8 protein-coding genes are annotated in these 19,510 nt (G+C 66.1%); 3 read left to right on the forward strand and 5 right to left on the reverse strand.

Annotated features, from left to right (window positions below; translation table 11 throughout):
- Positions 1-20: 20 nt before the first annotated feature.
- Entirely contained in the window at positions 21-12,551 is a 12,531-nt protein-coding gene (locus BN1188_RS17405) for a BapA/Bap/LapF family large adhesin (RefSeq protein WP_040262663.1), read from the reverse strand.
- A 393-nt stretch (positions 12,552-12,944) separates the two neighbouring features.
- Here BN1188_RS17405 and arfB point away from each other — a divergent pair, with 393 nt between their 5' ends.
- Entirely contained in the window at positions 12,945-13,361 is a 417-nt protein-coding gene (gene arfB / locus BN1188_RS17410) for an alternative ribosome rescue aminoacyl-tRNA hydrolase ArfB (protein WP_040262665.1), read from the forward strand.
- Here the strand turns inward: arfB and BN1188_RS17415 are convergent.
- On the reverse strand, positions 13,358-14,659 hold the full coding sequence (locus tag BN1188_RS17415) for an APC family permease (RefSeq protein ID WP_040262667.1): 1,302 nt from the start codon (positions 14,657-14,659) through the stop codon (positions 13,358-13,360). The two genes, arfB and BN1188_RS17415, sit on opposite strands and share 4 nt — an antisense overlap.
- Positions 14,660-14,748: 89 nt before the next feature.
- Entirely contained in the window at positions 14,749-15,174 is a 426-nt protein-coding gene (locus BN1188_RS17420; RefSeq protein WP_040262669.1) for a nuclear transport factor 2 family protein, read from the reverse strand.
- A gap of 174 nt (positions 15,175-15,348) precedes the next feature.
- Between BN1188_RS17420 and BN1188_RS17425 the strand changes: the two genes are divergently transcribed.
- Positions 15,349-16,131 carry an SDR family NAD(P)-dependent oxidoreductase gene (locus BN1188_RS17425; RefSeq protein WP_040262671.1) on the forward strand — a complete coding sequence of 261 codons (783 nt, stop codon included), beginning with the start codon at positions 15,349-15,351 and terminating at the stop codon, positions 16,129-16,131.
- Positions 16,132-16,283: 152 nt separating this feature from the next.
- Positions 16,284-17,333 (forward strand): sensor domain-containing diguanylate cyclase, encoded by a 1,050-nt coding sequence (locus BN1188_RS17430; RefSeq protein WP_040264166.1) that lies wholly within the window; start codon positions 16,284-16,286, stop codon positions 17,331-17,333.
- Here BN1188_RS17430 and BN1188_RS17435 read toward each other — a convergent pair.
- Together BN1188_RS17435 and BN1188_RS17440 are read right to left on the reverse strand one after the other, a co-directional pair.
- Positions 17,320-18,912 (reverse strand): ABC transporter substrate-binding protein, encoded by a 1,593-nt coding sequence (locus BN1188_RS17435; protein WP_040262673.1) that lies wholly within the window; start codon positions 18,910-18,912, stop codon positions 17,320-17,322. The two genes, BN1188_RS17430 and BN1188_RS17435, sit on opposite strands and share 14 nt — an antisense overlap.
- A 35-nt stretch (positions 18,913-18,947) precedes the next feature.
- Positions 18,948-19,442: a GNAT family N-acetyltransferase gene (locus BN1188_RS17440; RefSeq protein ID WP_040262675.1), complete on the reverse strand. Its 495-nt coding sequence runs from the start codon at positions 19,440-19,442 to the stop codon at positions 18,948-18,950.
- Positions 19,443-19,510: the final 68 nt, after the last annotated feature.

Here is a 19,510-nt window from a genome sequence, read left to right on the forward strand (position 1 = left end):
GGCGGCGCAGTCCATTTGTTTCAAACCATCTGAATGCCGTTCTGTACCCAGAGGTGATAGCTGGGATCCTCCTGTGGGCTGTATTGCACGTACTCCACGCCGCCTGCCTGATGAAGGCCGCCGGGGTCCCATTGCCCAGTCATGTGAACCGTATCTTGGGCGTTGCCCTTGATCATCAAGGTGTCGTGGTCGCTGGACAGCACGCTGACTAGGTCCGCCAGGCTGAGGGTCAGGTTCACCGGCGCGGTGGTATCGAGGTCGAGCACCTCGATGTTGTGCACCCGCGCCGCCAGGTTGCCCAAGTCGATATTGGCGGCGCCGCCCGCCCACAACAGGGTGTCGGTGCCACTGCCACCGTCCACCGAGGTGAAGTGCTGGTCGACGATGATCAGCGTGTCATTGCCCGCGCCGCCGGCCAGGCGGATTGCGCCGCCATGGGAGCCGTCCAGGGTGTCGTCGCCGCTGGTGCCCTGTAGGGTATCGCCGGTGCTGCTGGCAACCGCCGCCGTATGCACATCCGCGTCTCTGGCGGCGCTGAGTGCGCTGAAGGTGCTGGCCGCGACGGTGGCGCCGGCTCGGTTCAGGCTCACGGTCAGGGTGGCGGTGTCCACGGTGCCGTTGGGGTGGTTAAGGGCATAGGTGAACACGTCCTGATTGCCGACCGCCGCCTCGGTCAACCCGGCATTGAGCGTATAGGTGTAGCTGCCGTCGGCCTTCACCAGTAGTGTGCCGTAGGTCCCAGTGATCACGGTGCCGGTGTAGCCAGGCGTCACGTAGCTGCCAGCGGCGAGCACACTGAGGAAGGTATACGCCGAGCCCAGTACGTCCGCGCCTGCGCCGGCAGTATCGGTGAACAGGTTGCCGGTCACCGGGGTATAGCTCGCCACGGTGAACTGGTTGTTGTAGGTGGCCACGTTGATCAGGCCCACGTTGATCTGCGCCAGCAAGCCAATGCCTCCCGTGGACAGCCGCACCTGATAGGTACCCGCGGTCTGGTCGTCCACGGTCACGCCATACAGGCCGCTGCCCAGGCCGACCAGCCCGGCGCCGCCCCATGCCTGCACCAGGACGTACTGACCAGTGGCGGGGTTGAGCTTGTACAGTCCCAGAACCACCGAACCTAGTAGTGACAACAGGTTGCTCGAGGCAAGCGTAATGGTCAGGTCGCTGACCGTGTCCGCAGCCACGCTAAAAGAATAGCTGCCCGACCCGCCTCCAAGCAGGATCGACAGGCTACCCAGCGCGCTGGTGGTAGTGGTGACCTTGTTGGCCAGCGTCAGCGAGGTACTGGCCACGTCGAACGTCGCATCCACGACGGTCGCTGGCGCTGCCAGGTTGCCGCTGCTCCATACCTCTGCCGCCTGCGGGCTGTCGATGCGTACATAGAGGTTGGCGGTGTCGGCAAGGCCGTTGGGGTGCACCAGCTGGTAGGTAAACACGTCCACCTTGCCCACGCTGTTCACGCTGCCGTTGGCGGTGTAGGTGTAGTTGCCTTGGGCATCGAGGGTAAGCGTGCCATACAGGCCTTGCACAATGGCGCCACCGGCGGTACTGACGAAGGCGCCGTTGCGCAACACCTGCACCACCGCCCCGTTGTCAGGCCCGGTCACGTCGGCGGTGCCGTCCGTGCCGACGTCGGTCACCACGTTACCGTTGAGTACCGCGTCGGCCGTGCCGCTGAACTGAGTCAGGCTGGTGATATCCAGCTGCAGGTTGGTGTTGACCGTGGTCAGCACGCCGATGCCGTTGCTTGCCACCACCAGCCGGTAGTTACCCCCTAGCAGCGTGCCAATATCCACCTGCACGCCCTGGCCCGCCAGTAGCAGCACGTTGAGCAGGGCGCCATTGGCGGCATTGCCCAGCGTGACCCAGTTACCGTTGGCGTCCTGCACCTGAAGGGTATAGGTGGCGCCGTTGTAGAGCGCCAGGGCGCTCCCGGTTGTGAGGGTGAGGGTCGGGTCCACGCTGGTGCCGCTGGCCACCGTGAAGTTGAACACCTTGTTGAAACCGCTCAGCGCGGTGGTGAAGCTATCGGCGTAGTTGCGGGTGGTGGCTACTGGCGCCAGGTTGACCGTTGCCGTCGTGAGGTTATCGCTGGCCACCACGGGGCGGTTCACGTCTACATCCGGCGCGGTCACGCTGCTGGTGGTCGAAAGGTTGCCGTTGGCGTCGCGCAGGGTAACGGTGAGCACCTCGCCGTTGATCTGCGCGCTGTCCAGCGCCACGCTGAAGGTGCCGTTGGCAGCCACAGTGGCGGTGCCCAAGGTTACGCCCGCGGCGCTGCGCACGGTGACAGTGCTGCCGGCTTCGCCGCTGCCGGTCAGGCTATTACCGTCGCCAGCGACCACCAGCGAGCTGGCGGCCACGGGCGGTGTCAGGTCTGGCGCGGTCGCGCTCACCGCCGTGGAGACGTTACCCGCCGCATCCACCTGAGTGATGCTTAATGTCTGGCTGTTGATCTGTGCCGGGGTCAAGGCCACTGAGTAGGTGCCATTGGCGGCCACCGTGGCGCTGCCTAGCAGCACCCCGAAAGCATTGCGCACGAAGATCCGCGCCCCAGCCAGACCCGTACCGGTCACCACCGTGCCGCCGGGGCCCACCACCGCCGTGGCGGGCGGGGCAGGTGGCGTGATGTCTGGCGCCGTCACGGTTGCCAGCGAAGATCCATTGCCGGCGGCATCGGTGAGGCGAACGGTCAAGGCCTGACCATCGGCCTGAGCGGGGCTGAGCGCCACTGAGAACACCCCATTGCTGGCCACGGTCGCGCTGTTGAGCAAGTTGCCACTGGCGTCATACACGCTGGCGATGGCCCCGGCCTCGCCTGTGCCGGTGACCGCGCTGCCGTCGGCGGTTACCGCCACGCTCGCAGGCACGGTAGGCGCGGTCACGTCATTGGCGGTCACGCTACCGCTGGTGCTGTTACCAGCCAGGTCCGTCTGGCTCACGGTAAGCACTTGGCCGTTGAGCTGGGCGGCACTGAGCTGCACGCTGAAGGCACCATTGAGGCCTACCAGGCCTGTGCCCAGTACGCTGCCGGCGGCGTTGGTCACGCTGACGGACGCGCCGGCTTCGCCATTACCGCTCAACTGCAGCCCGTTGGTGCTCAACCGCAGGCTGCTGAGCGGGCCCGGTGCGGTGGTATCGGCGGCCAGCAATGGCGCGGCGATCGAGACGTTGCCGGCGGCGTCGGTGAGGGTCACGCTCAAGGCCTGGCCATTGTGCTGGGCACTGTTGAGGTTGACCGTGAAAGTGCCATTGGCTGCCACGGTCGCGGTGCCGAGCAAGGCGCCGCTGGCGTCGCGCACGCGGACAGTAGCCCCGGCCTCGCCCAAGCCTGAAAGCGCCAGACCTGCGGGGTTGAGCACCAGCGAGGCGGGAAGGGCGGGCGGAGTAATGTCCGGCGCAGTGATCGCCACCGCCGCGGAGGTATTGCCCGCAAGGTCGGTTTGTGTGGCGGTCAGCGCTTGGCCGTTGGCCTGGATCGGAACCAGTGCCACGCTCACGGCCCCGGTGGCGCCCACGATACCTGAGCCCAACGCCGTGCCATCGGCCGCGCGTACGGTCACAGTGGCGCCGACTTCGCCACGGGCGGTCACTATAGCGCCAGCGCCATTGATGGCGACATCTGTAAGGGCGACCGGGGCCGTGGTATCCGCTGCAGTTATCGCAGTCGGAATCGACTCGCCGCCAGCCTGGGTGCTGGCGGTCACCTCCAGCACCTGACCGTTGATCTGGGGCGAAGAAAGCGAAACGTCGAAGGTGCCGTCACTCGCAGCGGTGGCGTTGCCCAGCAAGGTGCCGTTGGTGCCATACACTCTTACCTGGCTTCCGGCGGTCGCGGTACCGGCCAGGCTAGCGCCATCGAGGGCCAGCACCAATGCCGTTGGCGCCGGTGGCGGCGGCACGGCGGCCACGGTGAGGGTGGCGGCGGTTGCCGGATTGCCCGCCACATCCCGCTGCACCACGCTCAATACATCGGCCGCCGCGATCTGCCCGGTCAGTGCCACTACGAAGGCTCCGCTGGCGTCGACCGTGGCCGTGCCCAGCGACACGCCGCCGAGGGTCACGGTCACCACTGCGTTGGGCTCGCCACGGCCGGCGAGGGTGGTGTAGTCGTTGCTTACAGCCAGGTCGCTGACCGCGGCGGGCGCGGTAATGTCCGGCACCACATACGGCAAAGGCAAGGACGCATTGCCGAAGACGTCCACAGCGATCACGCTGATCGTCTCGCCGTTCGCCTGGGCCGGGCTCAAACTAATGCTGTACAGGCCATTGGCGTCCGCCGTGCCGCTGCCGAGCGTGGTGCCGTCAGCGGCGAGCACAGTAACGGTGCTCAAGGCCTCGGCGGTGCCGGCCAGTACCGTGCCGCTACCGGTAAGGCTGATGATGGCCGGGGCCGCCGGACCGGTGATGTCTCCGGCCGTTACGCTGGCGGCCGCAGAGGTATTCTGGGCGGCATCTGTCTGTACCACGCTCAAGGTCTCACCGTTCACTTGAGCAGTGGGCAAGGTGAAGCTGAAGCGGCCGTCGTTACCGGCGATGGCGCTGCCCGGTAGCGAACCGCCCGCACTGCTGATGGTCACCAGCGCGCCGGCCTCCGCCAAGCCGGTCAGCAGCAGGCCGTCGGCGCTGACCACCAGATTGCTCACCGCGCCGGCCGCGGTGTTATCCGCTGCCTGATAGAGCAGGACGGCCGAAGCATTGTTGGCGGTGTCGGTCTGGATTACCGTCAACAGCTCGCCGTTGCGCTGGGCGCTGCCCAGGGTCAGGCTCCAACTGCCGTCGTTATTGACAGTAGTGTTGCCTAGCGCCGTGCCGTCGGCGGCGGTCACCCGGATCGCTGCGCCGGCTTCGCCGCTGCCACCCAGGGTAAGGCCGTCGGGTGAAAGGCTGGTTACAGCGGGCGCGCCGGGTGGAGTAAGGTCGGGCGCGTTTATCCCGGCGGATATGGAAGGGTTGCCGGTAGGGTCTTGTTGCACCACGCTCAGGCGCTGGCCGTTGAGCTGCGGGGTTGTCAGCGCCACGGCAAAGGTACCGTCGGCGGCAACCGTGCCCAGCGCGAGGGTATCCCCATTGGCGTTGCTCACGAACAGGCTGGCCCCCGGCTCGCCCGTACCGGTGAGCACGGCGCCCGCCGCGTCGACCGCCAGGTTGGCCACGGCTGCCGGCGCGGTGATGTCCGGCGCGTTCAAGGCTGCGATGGGAGAAAGGTTGCCTGCGGCATCGCCGAGTCGTACTAACAGGGCTTCGCCGTTGACCGCCGGGTTGGTCAGTGTAATGAGGAAATTGCCCGTGGCGTCCACGTTGCCAGTGCCCACCACGGTGCCATTGGCCAGGGTGATGCGCACGCTGGCCAATGGCTCGCCGGTGCCGCTGAGCTGATCGCCCGCGGCGTTGAGCGCCAGGTTGGCGGCCTGAGCGGGAGGAGTGAGGTCAGGCGCGTTGAGCTGCACCGGCTGGCTGATGTTCCCGGGCGGGTCGGCCTGCTGCACGGTAAGTATCTGGTCGTTGGTCTGCGGCGGAGTCAACGCAACACTGAAACTGCCGTTGGCCAATACCACGGTGCTGCCCAGCAGCGTGCCGGCGGCATCGCGTACCGTAACGGTCGCGCCTGCTTCGCCCCGGCCGCTGACTACCGCGCCCGCAGCGTTGATCGCCACGTTGGTGAGTACATCCGGTGGAGTAAGGTCGACCGTGGTGAGGTTGGCCACCGGCGACACATTGCCCGCGTCGTCGGTTTGGGTGAAGGTCAACACCTGCGCATTGAGCAGCGGGGTGCCAAGTACCAGGCTGAAGGCGCCGGTGCTGCTTACCGTCGCATTGCCCAGTACGTTACCGTCAACGTCAGCCACCGTGACGGTCGCGCCGGCTTCGCCGCGGCCGGTGATGCTCGCACCGTCCGCGCCGATCGCCAGGGCCGTCAGCGCGCCGGGGGCGGTGGAGTCCACGGCCGTTACCGTGGCGGGCAAGGAGGCGTTGCCCTCCGCGTCAGTGAGGGTGACCGACAGTACCTGGCCGTTGGCCTGGGCCGGCACCAGGGCGACCTGGAACGTACCGTCCAGGCGCACGGTACCTGTGCCCAGTATGGCACCGCTGGCATCGAGCACGCTTACCGTGGCGCCCGCTTCACCGGTACCGGTGAGCACGGCGCCATCGGTACTCAAGGCCAGGCCGCCCGTCGCGTTGGGGGCCGTCAGGTCGGGTGCGAGCAACGTTCTGGTCAGGGATTCGTTGCCGGCTACGTCCACTTGGCTCAAGGTGAGCAGTTGGCCGGCGATTTGCGCCGGTACCAGGGTCATCGCGAAGGTGCCGTCGGCGGCCACTGTGGTGGTGCCCAGGATCAGCCCGCCCTGGGCGAGCACCCGCAAGGTGGCGCCGGCTTCGCCGAAGCCGGTGAGGGCGGCGCCGTCGCTGGCCAGGTTATAAGTCGCCACCGGGGGCGGAGCGGTCACGTCCGCAGCCAGCAGATTGGCCGGCGCGGCATTGATGCCGTCGGTGGACGTGGCGATTACCGTCAGTGCTTCACCATTGAGTTGCGCAGCGGTCAAGGGGGCGCTGAAAACGCTGTCGCTGCCGGCAAGCCCGACACCGAGCAGCTGACCGCTCGCGCTGTATACCCTGACCAGGCTGCCGGGGTCGGCGCTGCCTTGTACGGTCAGGCCGTCGCCGCTCAGCGCCAGGTTGCTGGCCACGCTCGGCGCCAGCGGGCCGGGGGCGATCACCGAAATGCTCGGCGAGGCGTTGCCGGTCGCATCCGAAGCGATCACCGCGACCGTATCGCCCGCCGTGGCGGGCGGTGTGATCGCCAGTGTGAAGCGGCCATCGCTGCCGACAGTGGCCGTACCCAGCACAGTACCGTCCGTGGCCGTGGCGGTAATGAGCGAACCGGCTTCGCCCAGCCCGGTCAGTGTGGCGCCGCTGGCGGAAACCGCCAGGCCACTGACCGCGGTCGGGGCGGTGACATCCGCAGCGAGCAGCGGTGCTGGCGCCGACAGGTTTCCGGCGACGTCGGAGGCAGTCACCGTCAGGGCCTGGCCGTTGAGCTGCGGTGCGCTCAAAGCCGTGACGAAGGTGCCATTGGCTGCGGCTGTCGTGGTGCCCAGGACATTCCCCTGGGCATCTCGCACACTGACCTGACTGCCCGCTTCGGCGCGACCGCTGACCTGAAGCCCGGCGGCGTTGATGGCCAGGTCGCTGGGCAGCGCGGGGGCCTGTGTGTCCGGGGCCACTAAGGTAGCGGATGGGCCTTCGTTACCAGGCGGGTCTTCCTGATTGACGGTGAGCACCTGGGCGTTGAGCTGCGCGTTACCCAGCGTCACGCTGAAGGCGCCATTGCTGGCCACCAGCCCACTGCCCAGCACGGTGCCGTCCACGGCGCGCACGTACACGGTGGCGCCGGGTTCGCCGTGGCCTGTGACGGTTACGCCATCGCCATTGATTGCCACGCCGCTGAGGGCGGCAGGCGGGCTGATGTCCGGGGCAATGAGAGTGGCGGCCACCGAGGGGTTGCCATTGAGGTCGGTCTGGATGATGTCCAGGGTTTCGCCGTTCAGCGGGGCGGGGCTGAGCGCCACCGTGAACACCCCGTTGGTGTCTACCACGCCGGTGCCGAGCACAGTGCCAGTGGCGGTGCGTACGGCCACGGTGGCGCCAGGCTCGCCCACGCCGGATAAGCTGCTGCCATCGGCGCTGATCAGCAGGCTGGTCACCCCCCCCGGCGCTGTGTTGTCGGGTGTCCCCACGGTTGCGGCCGGAGACACGTTGCCAGCGGCATCGGTGAGTTGAACCGTGAGTGCCTCGCCGGTGTTCTGGGCGAGGGGCAGGGTGACCTGGAACACGCCGCTCTGGTTCACGGTACCGGTGGCCAGGGTGTTTCCGGCCGCATCGCGCACGGTAGCGGTCGCTCCGGCTTCGCCCACGCCCGTCACCACGGTGCCGTAAGTGTTCACCGCCAGACCGCTGGCGGCTGCCGGGCCTTGCAGGTCGGCGGCCACCAGGGTGTTGGTCTGAGATATATTGCCAGCCAGGTCCGTTTGCACCACCGTCAACACCTGGCCGTTGAGCTGAGCCGGCGTTACCTGTACGGCGAAGGCCCCATTGCTGCCGACCACCCCGGTGCCGAGGACGGTGGCGCTGGCATCGCTCACGGTTACGGTGGCGCCGGCCTCGCCACGTCCGGTAACCAGGCTGCCGCCGTTGGCGGTGGTCAGGCTCAAGGGCGCGTCCGGCGCCGTGCTGTCCGCGGCGACCAGGGTGGCGGCGGCCGAGGTGTTGCCGCTACCGTTGCTGGCGCTTACATGCAGCAGTTGCCCATTGAGCTGGGCCGAGCGCAGCAGCAGGCGGAAGGTGCCGGCGCTGCCAACCAGGGCGCTGCCCAGGTTAGTGCCCGTGGCATCGATCACGTTCACGGTGCTACCGACAGTGCCGCTGCCGGTCAGGGTATGGCCGTCCGTTGAGAGCGCCAGGTTGCTCGGCGTGGCTAGCTCGTTGCCGGTCGGGCCGGCGAGGCTGACAGCCTGGGACAGGTTGCCCGCGGCATCGCGCTCTACCACGCTGAGCACATCGGTGCTGGTGGCCGCAGGGGTCAGCGTCAGAGTGAAAACGCCGTCCGGGCCTACCGTGGCGGATCCCAGCAGCGCATTGGCGGCGTTCGTCACCTGTACGGTGGCGCCGGCTTCGCCCGTGCCCGAAAGCGTTGCGCCGTCCGGGCTGATTGCCAGGTTGCCCAGCGACGTCGGCGCGGTAATGTCAGGGGCGTTGAGGCCGGTGGGTTGGGACAGGTTGCCCGTGGCATCGGTCGCCGTGACCAGCAAGGCCTCGCCGTTGGTGAAAGGGCTAACCAGGCTAACGCTGAAGGTACCATTCGGTGCCACTGTCGTGCTGCCGAGCAAGGTGCCATCAGCCGCACGGACCTCCACGATGCTTCCCGCTTCCGCCGTGCCGGAAACCGCTTGGCCGCCGGCGGCGACCAGCAGGCCGGTCGGTGCCGCCGGAGCGCTCAAGTCGGCCGCCGTCAGCGCGACGGGCGAGGCGGCATTGCCGCGTGGGTCCGCCTGCTGCACGCTCAAGCTCTGGCCGTTGAGTTGTGCCGGGGTCAGGACGACGCTGAAATTGCCGTTGCCGTCCACGATGGACGAACCCAGCACGGCGCCCGCCGTGCCGCGCACGGTCACGGTCGCGCCCGCCTCGCCGGTGCCGGTGAGGGTGGCGCCGTTGCCACTGAGCAGAAGATTGTCAACGGCCAGGGGTGCCGTGGTGTCGGGGGCGGTGACACTAGTCAAGGTAGAAAGATTGCCCGCGGTATCCTGTTGCTCTACCTCCACGGCCTCGCCATTCAATTGGGCGGGAGTCAGGGGCACGCTGAAGGTGCCATCGGCCGCTACCCGGGCCGAGCCCAACAACACACCGCGTAGGCTGCGTACGCGGATCAGCGCCGAGGGCTCGCCCAGGCCGCTGAGGGTAGTGCCGTCGGCGGAAAACACAAGCGCGCTGGGCACGGCCGGCGCCTGGATATCCGGGGCGCTCAAACCGCTCGACGGAGACGGGTTGCCCGCCGCGTCGGCCTGGCTGACGCTCAGCGCCTGGCCATTGACCTGGGGCGTGGCCAGGCTTATTTCGAAGCGGCCATTGGTACCTACGGCCCCGCTGCCGAGGAAGGCGCCCGCCGGGTCCAGCACGGTAACAGTGGCGCCGGGTTCGCCGTTCCCGCTGACCAGGCTGCCATTGGCGGAAATCGCCAAGTCGCTGAGCACGGCCGGCGCGCTTCGATCGGGCGCAGTAATGGCGGCCACCGGCCCAATATTGCCGGCGCTGTCGAGGACGCTCACGCTCAGAGCCTGAGCGCTCAGTTGAGGGCTGCCAAGGCTGACCGTAAAGGTACCGTTGGCCGCTACCTGTGCGGTGCCCAGCGATTGCCCATTGGCATCGAGCACGACCACGCTCGCGCCCGGTTCGGCGTTGCCGCTTAGTGCCAAGCCTGACGCATCGATGGCCAGCCCTGTCGCCGCTGCTGGCGGCGTGGTGTCAGGCGCGGTGAAGGGCACCACGGGTGAAGCGGTGCCGTTCGTGCCGACGGCACTGACCAGCAGGGCCTGGCCATTATTCTGCGCGGCGGCCAGGTTGACGCTGAAGCGGCCATCGGCGTCGGCCACTGCCGTTCCCAGCAGGGTTCCATCGGCCGCCCGGACGCTGACGCTGGCTCCGGCCTCGCTGACCCCCACCAGTACCAGGCCGCTGATATCCACCGACAGGGCTGCGGGCTGCAAGGGGCCGTTCAGGTCAGGGGCCTGCAGGGTAGTGGCGGCCGAGCTATTGCCGAGCGCGTCGCTGAGGTTGATCTGCAGGTTCTGCCCGTCGATCTGCGGGGGCGTGAGCGCGACCGCGAAGCTTCCCACGGCATTGACTATGGCGGTGCCGAGCACCGTACCGTCGGCGGCCCGCACGGTGACGCTGGCGCCAGGTTCGCCACGGCCGCTGAGCAGCGCGCCATTGGGGTTGATCGCAAGGTCGGTGGCGACCAAGGGGGCTGTAATGTCTGGCGCGCTGGCCAGCGCGGTGACCGAGGTACCACTGGCCGAAAGCACAATAACGTCCAACAGTTGGCCATTGAGCTGGGCGCTGGCCAGGCTCACGCTGAACGTACCATCCGGGGCTGCCAGGCCCGTTCCCAACAGGCTTCCATCAGCGCCGCGCACTTCGATGGTAGCCCCGGCCGTGGCGGTACCGCTGACCAGGTTACCGTCGGTGCTCACCGCCACATTCAATGCCGGGGTCGGAGCTGCAGCCGGTACGGTCACGTTCGCGTCCACCGATAGATTGCCCGCAGCGTCGGCTTGCCTCACGACCAGGCTGGCGCCAGCGGCGGCCGCCGGGCTCAGGGCAACCACGAAGGTCCCATTGCCGGCCACGCTGCTGCTCGCCAGCAGCACCCCGTTGGCGCTTACCGTAACAGTGGCGCCGGGTTCCCCCTCGCCAGACAGCGCCAGCCCATCGCTACTCGCTTGCAGGCCCGTGACTGCCGAGGGCGCGGTACTGTCGGGCGCGCTTACCAGGGCCTGTGCCGAACTGTTGCCGTTGCCATCGGTGACGGTGACGTCGAATCGCTCCCCGTTCAGGTAGGCCGCGTCCAGGCTCACACTGAAGGTACCATCGAGGTTGGCGCGGCCGGCACCGACCACCTGTCCTCTGACGTTGCGCGCCAGAATGCGCGCGCCGCCCCTGGCCAGGCCGGTAAGCGTCAGTCCGTCACTGGAAATCGCAAGGTTGGCGGGTGGTGCGGGCTGGCTCAGGTCAGGCGCCTGAACCGGCAGGTTGGGAGAAACATTGCCAGCGGCATCGGTCAGGGTCAGCTGCAACAACTGCCCGCTGATCACATTGGGAATCAAGGCCAGGTTGAAAGTGCCATCAGCCCCTACCACGGCCGTGGCGAGGACATTGCCAGCGGCATCGAAAAGGGCAACGGTGGCTCCGGCTTCGCCACGCCCACTGAGCAGAGTGCCGTCTGCGCTGATCCCTACATCGAACGCCACCGTGGGCGGCGTGACGTCGGGCCCCGCTGGAAGCGCCGGTACCCCGAAGGGAGCCGCGGCCGACGCGTTGCCAGCGGCATCGATAGCGATGGCACTCAGGCTGACGCCAGCGCCGGGAACCGGAGTCAGGAACAGGCTGAAGTTACCGTCGGCCGCTGCCACGACGCTGCCCAGCACGGTGCCATTGGCATCCCGGACGGTTACCGTGCTGCCGGCCTCGGCGGTGCCGCTGAAAAGCCCTTGGGTGGTGTCCAACGCCAGATTGGCGGGCGCCGCGGGTGCGGTGACATCAGCCGCGACCAGGCTCGCGGCTGGAGAGGTGTTGCCGGCCGCATCTATCTGCACCACCGAGAGGGTTTGGCCATTGAGTTGCGCGGCAGTCAGGTTCAGGCTGAAGCGCCCATCGGTCGCGACCGTACCGCTACCGAGGAGGTTGCCCGCCAGGTCGAACGCATTGACCGTGGCGCCTATTTCCCCCAGCCCGGTCAGCACTAGGCCATTGGTACTCAAACCAAGGCCCGTGGGCGCCCCTGGAGCCGTAGTGTCCGGTACCACGCCAACCGCGCCTCCGCCCCCACCGCCGCCACCTGCCAGGCCGCCAGTGGCGGCAGCCGTGGCGCCGCCAGCGCCCAGGGCGCCAAGGCCTGCGATGGCCCATTCCGGCGTCGCGCTGCCAACCACGCCAACACCGGCGAGCAGCTCGTCAAGGGACGACAATTCGGTGAAGCTGAAACCTTCAAAGGCTTCGCTACTGTACTGTGCCTGCCAGAGCACGCCGTCTTCCCCCTGGAAGACCATGTCGCTACGCACGCCCTCGGCGGTACTGGCGAAAAAATTGTTGACGGTGACGCGCTCGCCGGTCTTCAGGGTAACCACGGCATCCTGGCCGACGCGGCTGACTGAAGCGACCTGAGTGGGCGCCACAGGGATCTGGACCACCGCAGGCTGGGGGAGCTGCACGTCGCCCCAGACCTGGGAGGTGAGTTCGGCGGTGGTTTTGTCAGCTACTACGATATTGTCCACGTACGATTCTGCCGGTCCGTTCTTATGCACACGCGGGGCCGCTGTAGCGAAGGGGTGCGTCAGGCCCGATGAGTCCCGAATGTTCCACCTTAGGATCCAAGCTTTTGTTATAGCAGCAGTTTCTTGATTTTGTTTAGGAAGCTAAGGAATCGTGCGCTTGGGTGGCGACGGAAATATGGCAATCGACACACAATCACGCGCGCCCAGAGCGATAACTGCAAGTGAGTACTGGCTTATTGCAATCCTCACCTGGTGTTTCACGCGTATCGGCGTTGTCAAAAGACTGACGAATGGTTGTACGGGTTTCTAGGTGATGACGCTGAAAAGGACTGGTTAAAGCGCTTGTCCTGCCTACGCGGACCGGGCAAGGTAACCTTTTCAAAGGAAAGGGATATGCTGGAAATCTCCCAACGCCTTCACCTGGCCGATCACGAGGTGGAGTTGAGCGCCATCCGTGCCCAGGGTGCGGGCGGACAGAATGTGAACAAGGTGGCCAGCGCGGTGCACCTGCGTTTCGACATCCGCGCCTCTTCGCTGCCGCCTGCCTACAAGGCCGGATTGCTGGCGCTGCGGGACAGCCGTATTACCAGCGAGGGCGTGTTGATCATCAAGGCCCAGCAATATCGCACCCAGGAACAGAACCGCGCCGATGCCTTGCAAAGGCTCCGGGCGCTTATCCTGACGGCGGGGCATGTAGACAAGCCCAGGCGTCCGACCAAGCCCACCCACGGCTCAAAGGTACGCCGACTGGAAGCCAAGAGCCGCCGGGGCGGCATCAAGGCAGGGCGGGGGAGGGTGGAGCTCCCTTAGGAACGCTGGCCGCGCCGGCGACTGCACAGGTACAGCAACGCACCCAGCAACAGCATGGCGCCCGCCCGCAGCCAGGTCGCCGGGCCTTGCTGGGCCAGCAGCAGCAGGCAGGAGAGCACGGCAAGCACGGGGAAGATCCAGTGCACGCGAAAGTGCTGGCCCTGCACCTTGTCTCGCTTGAGCACCAGCACTGCGACGTTGGTGCTGAGGAATACGAACAGCAACAATAGCACCACGGTTTCGGCCAGGGTTTCCAGAGTGCTGGTGAAGGTCAGCGCGATGGCCAGCACCGTTGTCGCCAGGATCGCCAGGCCCGGGGTGCCGCGTCGCGGCAGTATGCGGCCAAGGGCGGCCGGAAGCAGGCCTTCCCGGGCCATGCCATAGGTCAGCCGACTGGCCATGATCATGGTCAGCAGGGCGCCGTTGGCCACTGCGATCAATGCGATCAGAGCGAACCACCGTGGGGCAATACCGAGGCCGGAAGCCTCGATCACCTGCATCAAGGGCGCGCTCGATGACTTGAGTTGCTCGACCGGCAGCACCAGGGCAGCGCCCGCGCCAACCAGCAGGTACATGGCGCCGGCAATCAACAAGGCGCCGAAGAGTGCCTTGGGATAGACCCGGCTCACATCTTGTACCTCTTCGGCCAGGTTGGCGGAAGTTTCGAAGCCGACGAACGAATAGAAGGCCAGCAGCGAGGCGCCCAGCAAAGCCGCCGCTGGTGCTTGGGCATCTACCTCCAAGAGCCGTGCCGCAACCCCTTGGCCGCTGGCGCAATACCAGGCTGCCGCGGTGACCACCATCACCAGGCCACTGAGCTCGATCAGGGTCATCACCAGGTTGGCGCTCAGGGATTCCTTGATGCCACGTGCATTCAACAGGGCCACCACCACCAGGAAGGCCGCTGCTACCAGCTCCGGCGGCCAGTGGACGAACGCGCCAAGGTAATCCCCGGCGAAGGCCTTGGCCAGACCGGCCGCGCTGGTCACACCGGCGGCCAGCATGGAGAACCCCACCAGGAACGACAGCAGCGGCTTGCCGAAGGCACGCTCGGCGAACACGGCCGCGCCACCCGCGCGCGGGTACTTGGTGACGAGTTCGGCGTAGGAGGCTGCGGTGAGCAGAGCGAAGCACAGCGCGATGAGCAGTGGTGCCCAGATGGCTCCGCCGACGCGTCCAGCGATGGTCCCGGCCAGGGCATAGACGCCCGCGCCCAGAACGTCGCCCAGGATGAACAGTATCAACAGAGGGGTGGTGATGACCCGGTGCAGCCCGGGCGCGGCAGTGGCAGTGGTCATGATGAGCGCTCGTCGGAGGCGGCGGCGGCCGCTGTGTGGAATCAGAGCGCTCGAGCATGGGAATGGTTCGTTTCGCCGCTACGCTATACTCAGAAACGGAACGCCTGGCGACCGATCAACAGCCACTTGCCATGCTGCTTCTGCCACACCTGGAAGTTCTCTATCTCGGTGGGGACCAGCTTTCCGCTGTTCACGGCCTGGGCTGAAAAGTGGTTGCGCACCAGCGCGGTATCGCCGGACAAGGTGATCTTCTGATTCAGCATTTTCAGCTCGTTGAAGCCACTGCGGCCAGTCTCGATGTCGGCAATGAAAGCCGCCTTGTCCTGGATGTTGCCGCTGGAATGGCCGTAGCTGAGGTTGTCGGCGGTCAGCGCTTTCAGCTGCCCGATGTCCTTGTGCCACATGGCTTGCGTGAGCCGGTCAACGGCCTGTTCCACTTCCTGTTCGGGTGTGGCGGCCGAAACATAGCCCGTGTAAAGAAAAGCAAGGCCTAGTAACAGTCGAGAGGTCTTCATAGGTTTTCCTTGTTGTTATGGTTGCCGCGCCTGGCGGACATCGTACAACTTAGCATGCTCCGCCAGGTACGCAAGTATGTTCCCAGGGCCTGTCCTGAGACTTGCATGCTGGGGGCGGTGAAGTTAGATACCTCTAAAAACAATCATGGCCACCGTGCCGCAAGGAGCTTGCCCATGGATATTGCCCCTTTTTCCGGCCAGGTTGCATTGATCAGCGGCGCCGGCAGCGAGCACGGCATCGGCATGGCCATCGCCCGTCATCTCGGGCAGTTGGGGGCCCGCCTGCTGGTCACCGCCAGCAGCGCCCGCATCGCTGAGCGCGTTCTGGAGCTCCGGGCCCTCGGCCTGGAGGTCGAGGGGCATGCGGCGGACCTTACCGATGAGCGACAGGTAGCGATGCTGGCAGCCTGGGCCTACGAGCGTTGGGGCAAGGTAGACGTACTGGTGAACAATGCAGGGATGGCCATGCAGGGCAGCCCTGAGCCCTATGCACAGGTCGCGAACATGGACCTGGCGGCCTGGCGCATGTCGCTGGACCGCAATCTGACCAGTGCCTTCCTGCTCACACGGGCGGTGCTGCCTGGCATGCAGGCCCGGGGTTACGGCCGCATCGTACAGGTCAGTTCCACCACCGGAACCACCGGCAGCAACCCTGGCGAAGCGGCCTACAGCGCCGCCAAGGCAGGCATGGTGGGGATGAACATGGCGTTGGCTCTGGAGGTGGCGGGCGATGGCATCACGGTCAACAGTGTGGCGCCGGGTTGGATCGCTACCGCTTCGAGCTCGCCGGAGGAACTGCGTGCTGGTGCCCGGGCCCCGGTCGGCCGTCCTGGTCGGCCTGAAGAAGTAGCCGCCGCGGTGGCGTTCCTCGCGTCACCGCAGGCCAGCTACATTACGGGCGAAGTCTTGGTGATCGACGGTGGTAACCGACTGCTGGAGAACAAGGCAAGTGGCTGAAAGCTAGGCTTGATTGCCCGCACAGGGGTGAGGCAATGTGCTATCTTCCGTTGGCCTAGCGAAGCGGGGTCGCTACCCTACATGATCGCCTGTGTTCGCCGGGTTCCGCGGTTTCACCGTGCACAGGACGCGCACCCGAGTTGGACGCCAATATGCTCGTCGCCCCGCTTCATCCCCAGGAAAACGAACGCCAGCAAGCGCTGGATGAACTCGAGGTGCTGGATACGCCAGCCGACCCTTACATGGAGTCCCTGGTGCGCCTGGCGCGGGACCTGTTCAAAGTGGAACAGGTACTGATCAGCCTCGTGGACCGCGACCGGCAGTGGTTCAAGGCCCGGGTCGGTTTGCAAGCCTGTAGTACGTCCCGCGATGCCTCCTTCTGTGCTCACGCGATCCTCGATCCACAGAAAACCCTGGTAGTACCGGATGCGCGGCAGGACGAGCGGTTCGCCGATAATCCATTGGTCATCGGCGCGCCGAATATTCGCTTCTATGCCGGGCATCCGCTGGTGGCGGCCTCAGGTTTGCCGGTGGGCACCCTCTGCCTGCTCAGCTCTTCGGCCCGACGGCTGGCCGCGGATGAAGAAAGCCGTCTGCGCGACCTGGCGCAACTGGTGGAGGGCTACCTGCGTTTGAAAGGCTTGAGCGAGCACACGCGCCAGCTACGCGAGGCGGTGACCCGGGAGCAGCGAAAGGCCTTGCTTGATCCTTTGACCCAGATCTGGAACCGAGCGGCCCTGGCGCATTTTTATCCAGGAGAGCAAGCCATCGCCAGTAGCGCACAGGAAGTGATCGGCATCCTTTATATAGACCTCGATCATTTCAAGGCGGTCAACGATAGCCACGGTCATGGGGTGGGCGACCAGGTGCTGGTGGAGGCCGCCCGGCGCATCGCCAGCGGCTTGCGTCCCAGCGATCTGTTGTTGCGCCTCGGTGGCGAAGAGTTCGCCGTGGTGGCGCGGGTGACCGCGGTGGAGCAGTTGCGCACCATCGCCGAGCGCGTGCGCGCCGGAATCGCCAACAAACCCTTCGAGACGGCCGCTGGGCTTTTGCAGGTCCGGGCCAGCCTGGGCGCTGCCAGCGGCGCGCCGCAGACGACTGCCGAAACGCTGCTGGCCCAGGCCGATGCCGCGCTCTACCAGGCCAAGCATGGCGGCCGCGACCGGGTCTGCCTGCATCCGCCAACGGCTAGCGCAGGCTGACACCGTAGAAGCCGGTGAGCCCAAAGGGGTTGATCTTGAAGCCTTCGACCCGGGTGCTCATGGGTTGGGATACCACTGAGTGGGCCATGGGGCTGACCGGGACCTGCTCATGGATGATGCGCTGCGCTTGCTGATACAGAGGAACGCGGGCCTCGCGGTCGGTCAGGCTCCTGGCCTTCTGCAGCAGGCTGTCCAGCCCTTTGTCGCACCAGCGGGCGTAGTTGCTGCCCCCGATGGCCGAGCAGCCGAACAGCACGCCCAGCCAGTTATCCGGATCGCCGTTGTCGCCTGTCCACCCATAGGTCATCACGTCGTGCTCGCCGGCCTTGGCGCGCTTGATGTATTCGCCCCATTCGTAGCTGACAATATTGGCCTTGATGCCGACCTTGGCCCAGTCCTGCTGGATCATCTGGGCAGATAGACGCGCGTTGGGGTTGGAGGCCCGTTGCACGGTCATCGCCCATAGATCGAGGGTCGTACCCGGCTTGACCCTCGCGGCAGCGAGCAACTGCCTGGCCTTCTGCGGATCATAGGCAGCGCCCTTGATCCGCGGATCGTAAGACCACTGCGTAGGCGGCAGGACGTTCTGTGCCACCTGGCCGGCGCCCTGGAACACGGTATCGACGATGGCTTGCTTGTTGATCGCCATGTCCAGGGCGCGTCTCACCTCGGGCTTGTCCAGGGGAGGGTGCTGGGTGTTATAGGCCAGGAACCCTACATTGAAGCCTGGCTGTTCCAGTACCTGGAGCCTGGGATCTTTCTTCATCTCCACCAGGTCGGCCGGGCGGGCGTAGCCGCTGACCTGGCATTCGTCTGCCTTGAGCTTCTGCAGGCGGGTAGCGGCGTCCGGCGTGATGGCGAAGATCAGCTCGTCGAGCTTCACGTCCTCTGGTTTCCAATACGCAGTGTTGGCCTTGTAGCGGATGACCGCGTCTTTTTGATAGCGGCTGAATACGAAGGGGCCGGTGCCGATGGGCTGCTGGTTGAGCTGCTCCGGGTGGCCGGCCTTGAGCAACTGGGTGGCGTATTCGGCGGATTGGATCGAGGCGAAGCTCATGGCCAGGTTCGCGGCGAAGGCAGCGTCGGTCTGCTTGAGGGTGAAGACCACCGTCATGTCATCGAGCTTGTTCACCGCGGCGATGTTCTGGTCCAGGCCCATGTCGGTGAAGTAGGGGAATTCGGTAGGGTATGCCTGGCGGAACGGCTGGTCCGGGTGCAGCATGCGCTCGAAGGTGAAGAGCACATCGTCGGCGTTGAAGTCCCGACCAGGAGTGAAATAGGCAGTGGTATGGAACTTGACCCCAGGGCGCAGGTGGAAGGTGTAGGTCTTGCCGTCGGCGCTGGCCTCCCAGGCAGTAGCCAGCCCGGGTTCGAGCTCGGTACCGCCGCGCTTGAACTGCACCAGGCGATTGAACAGGGTTTCGGCGGCGGCGTCGAATTCGGTGCCGGAGGTGTACTGCGCCGGGTCGAAGCCGGCCGGGCTGGCTTCGGAGCAGTAGATCAGCGTCGAGGCCTGGGCAACCGGAAGGCTGGCGAACACCGCGGCGGCCACTAGCGAGAAGACGTAGGGAAAGCGCATCAGGAGAGGCTCCATCTATCGAATGAGGGCGATGTTCAGGCCAGGACTTTCTGCCAGAACAGCGCCTTGCCCAGGGTCGGGTCCAGTTCGTAGGCGCCGTAGCCCAGTTTGCGGTAGGCGGCCTGGGCTGGCGCATTGCCTTCCAGCACTTCGAGGGTCAGCTTGCAGCAGCCCCGTTCGCGGGCGATGGCCTCGACCTTTTCCAGCATCAGGCGGCTGATGCCGCGGCCACGCATGTCTTCGCGCACCGCCACGTCGTGTACGTTCACCAGGGGTTGGCAGGCAAAGGTGGAGAAACCCTCGAAGCAATTGACCAGGCCCACGGCCTGCCCGTCCACAAAGGCCAGTACACTGAAAGCGTGAGGGCGCCTGGCCAGCTCCGCGACCAAGTGATGGCGGGCGTTGGTTGACAGAGGCTTGGCACCACCCATGCGGTCCTGGGCGTAATGATCCAGCAGCTCGACCAGGGCCGCGGCATGGAGGGGGTTGCGGTAGTCGGCTTGTAGCACCTGAACAGGCGGGGTATCCATTTCCAACAGCTCCAGGGTTAGACGCGGCAAGGCGGCCGCGGGCCGCTCATCTTAGCCTGCCTGTGCCC

The organism is Pseudomonas massiliensis (assembly GCF_000826105.1).
GTDB lineage: Bacteria > Pseudomonadota > Gammaproteobacteria > Pseudomonadales > Pseudomonadaceae > Aquipseudomonas > Aquipseudomonas massiliensis.

Coding starts and splice junctions, on each gene's coding strand:
- arfB (WP_040262665.1), top strand. CDS start 12,945: ATGCTGGAAATCTCCCAACGCCTTCACCTGGCCGATCACGAGGTGGAG.
- BN1188_RS17415 (WP_040262667.1), bottom strand. CDS start 14,659: ATGACCACTGCCACTGCCGCGCCCGGGCTGCACCGGGTCATCACCACC.
- BN1188_RS17420 (WP_040262669.1), bottom strand. CDS start 15,174: ATGAAGACCTCTCGACTGTTACTAGGCCTTGCTTTTCTTTACACGGGC.
- BN1188_RS17425 (WP_040262671.1), top strand. CDS start 15,349: ATGGATATTGCCCCTTTTTCCGGCCAGGTTGCATTGATCAGCGGCGCC.
- BN1188_RS17430 (WP_040264166.1), top strand. CDS start 16,284: ATGCTCGTCGCCCCGCTTCATCCCCAGGAAAACGAACGCCAGCAAGCG.
- BN1188_RS17435 (WP_040262673.1), bottom strand. CDS start 18,912: ATGCGCTTTCCCTACGTCTTCTCGCTAGTGGCCGCCGCGGTGTTCGCC.
- BN1188_RS17440 (WP_040262675.1), bottom strand. CDS start 19,442: ATGGATACCCCGCCTGTTCAGGTGCTACAAGCCGACTACCGCAACCCC.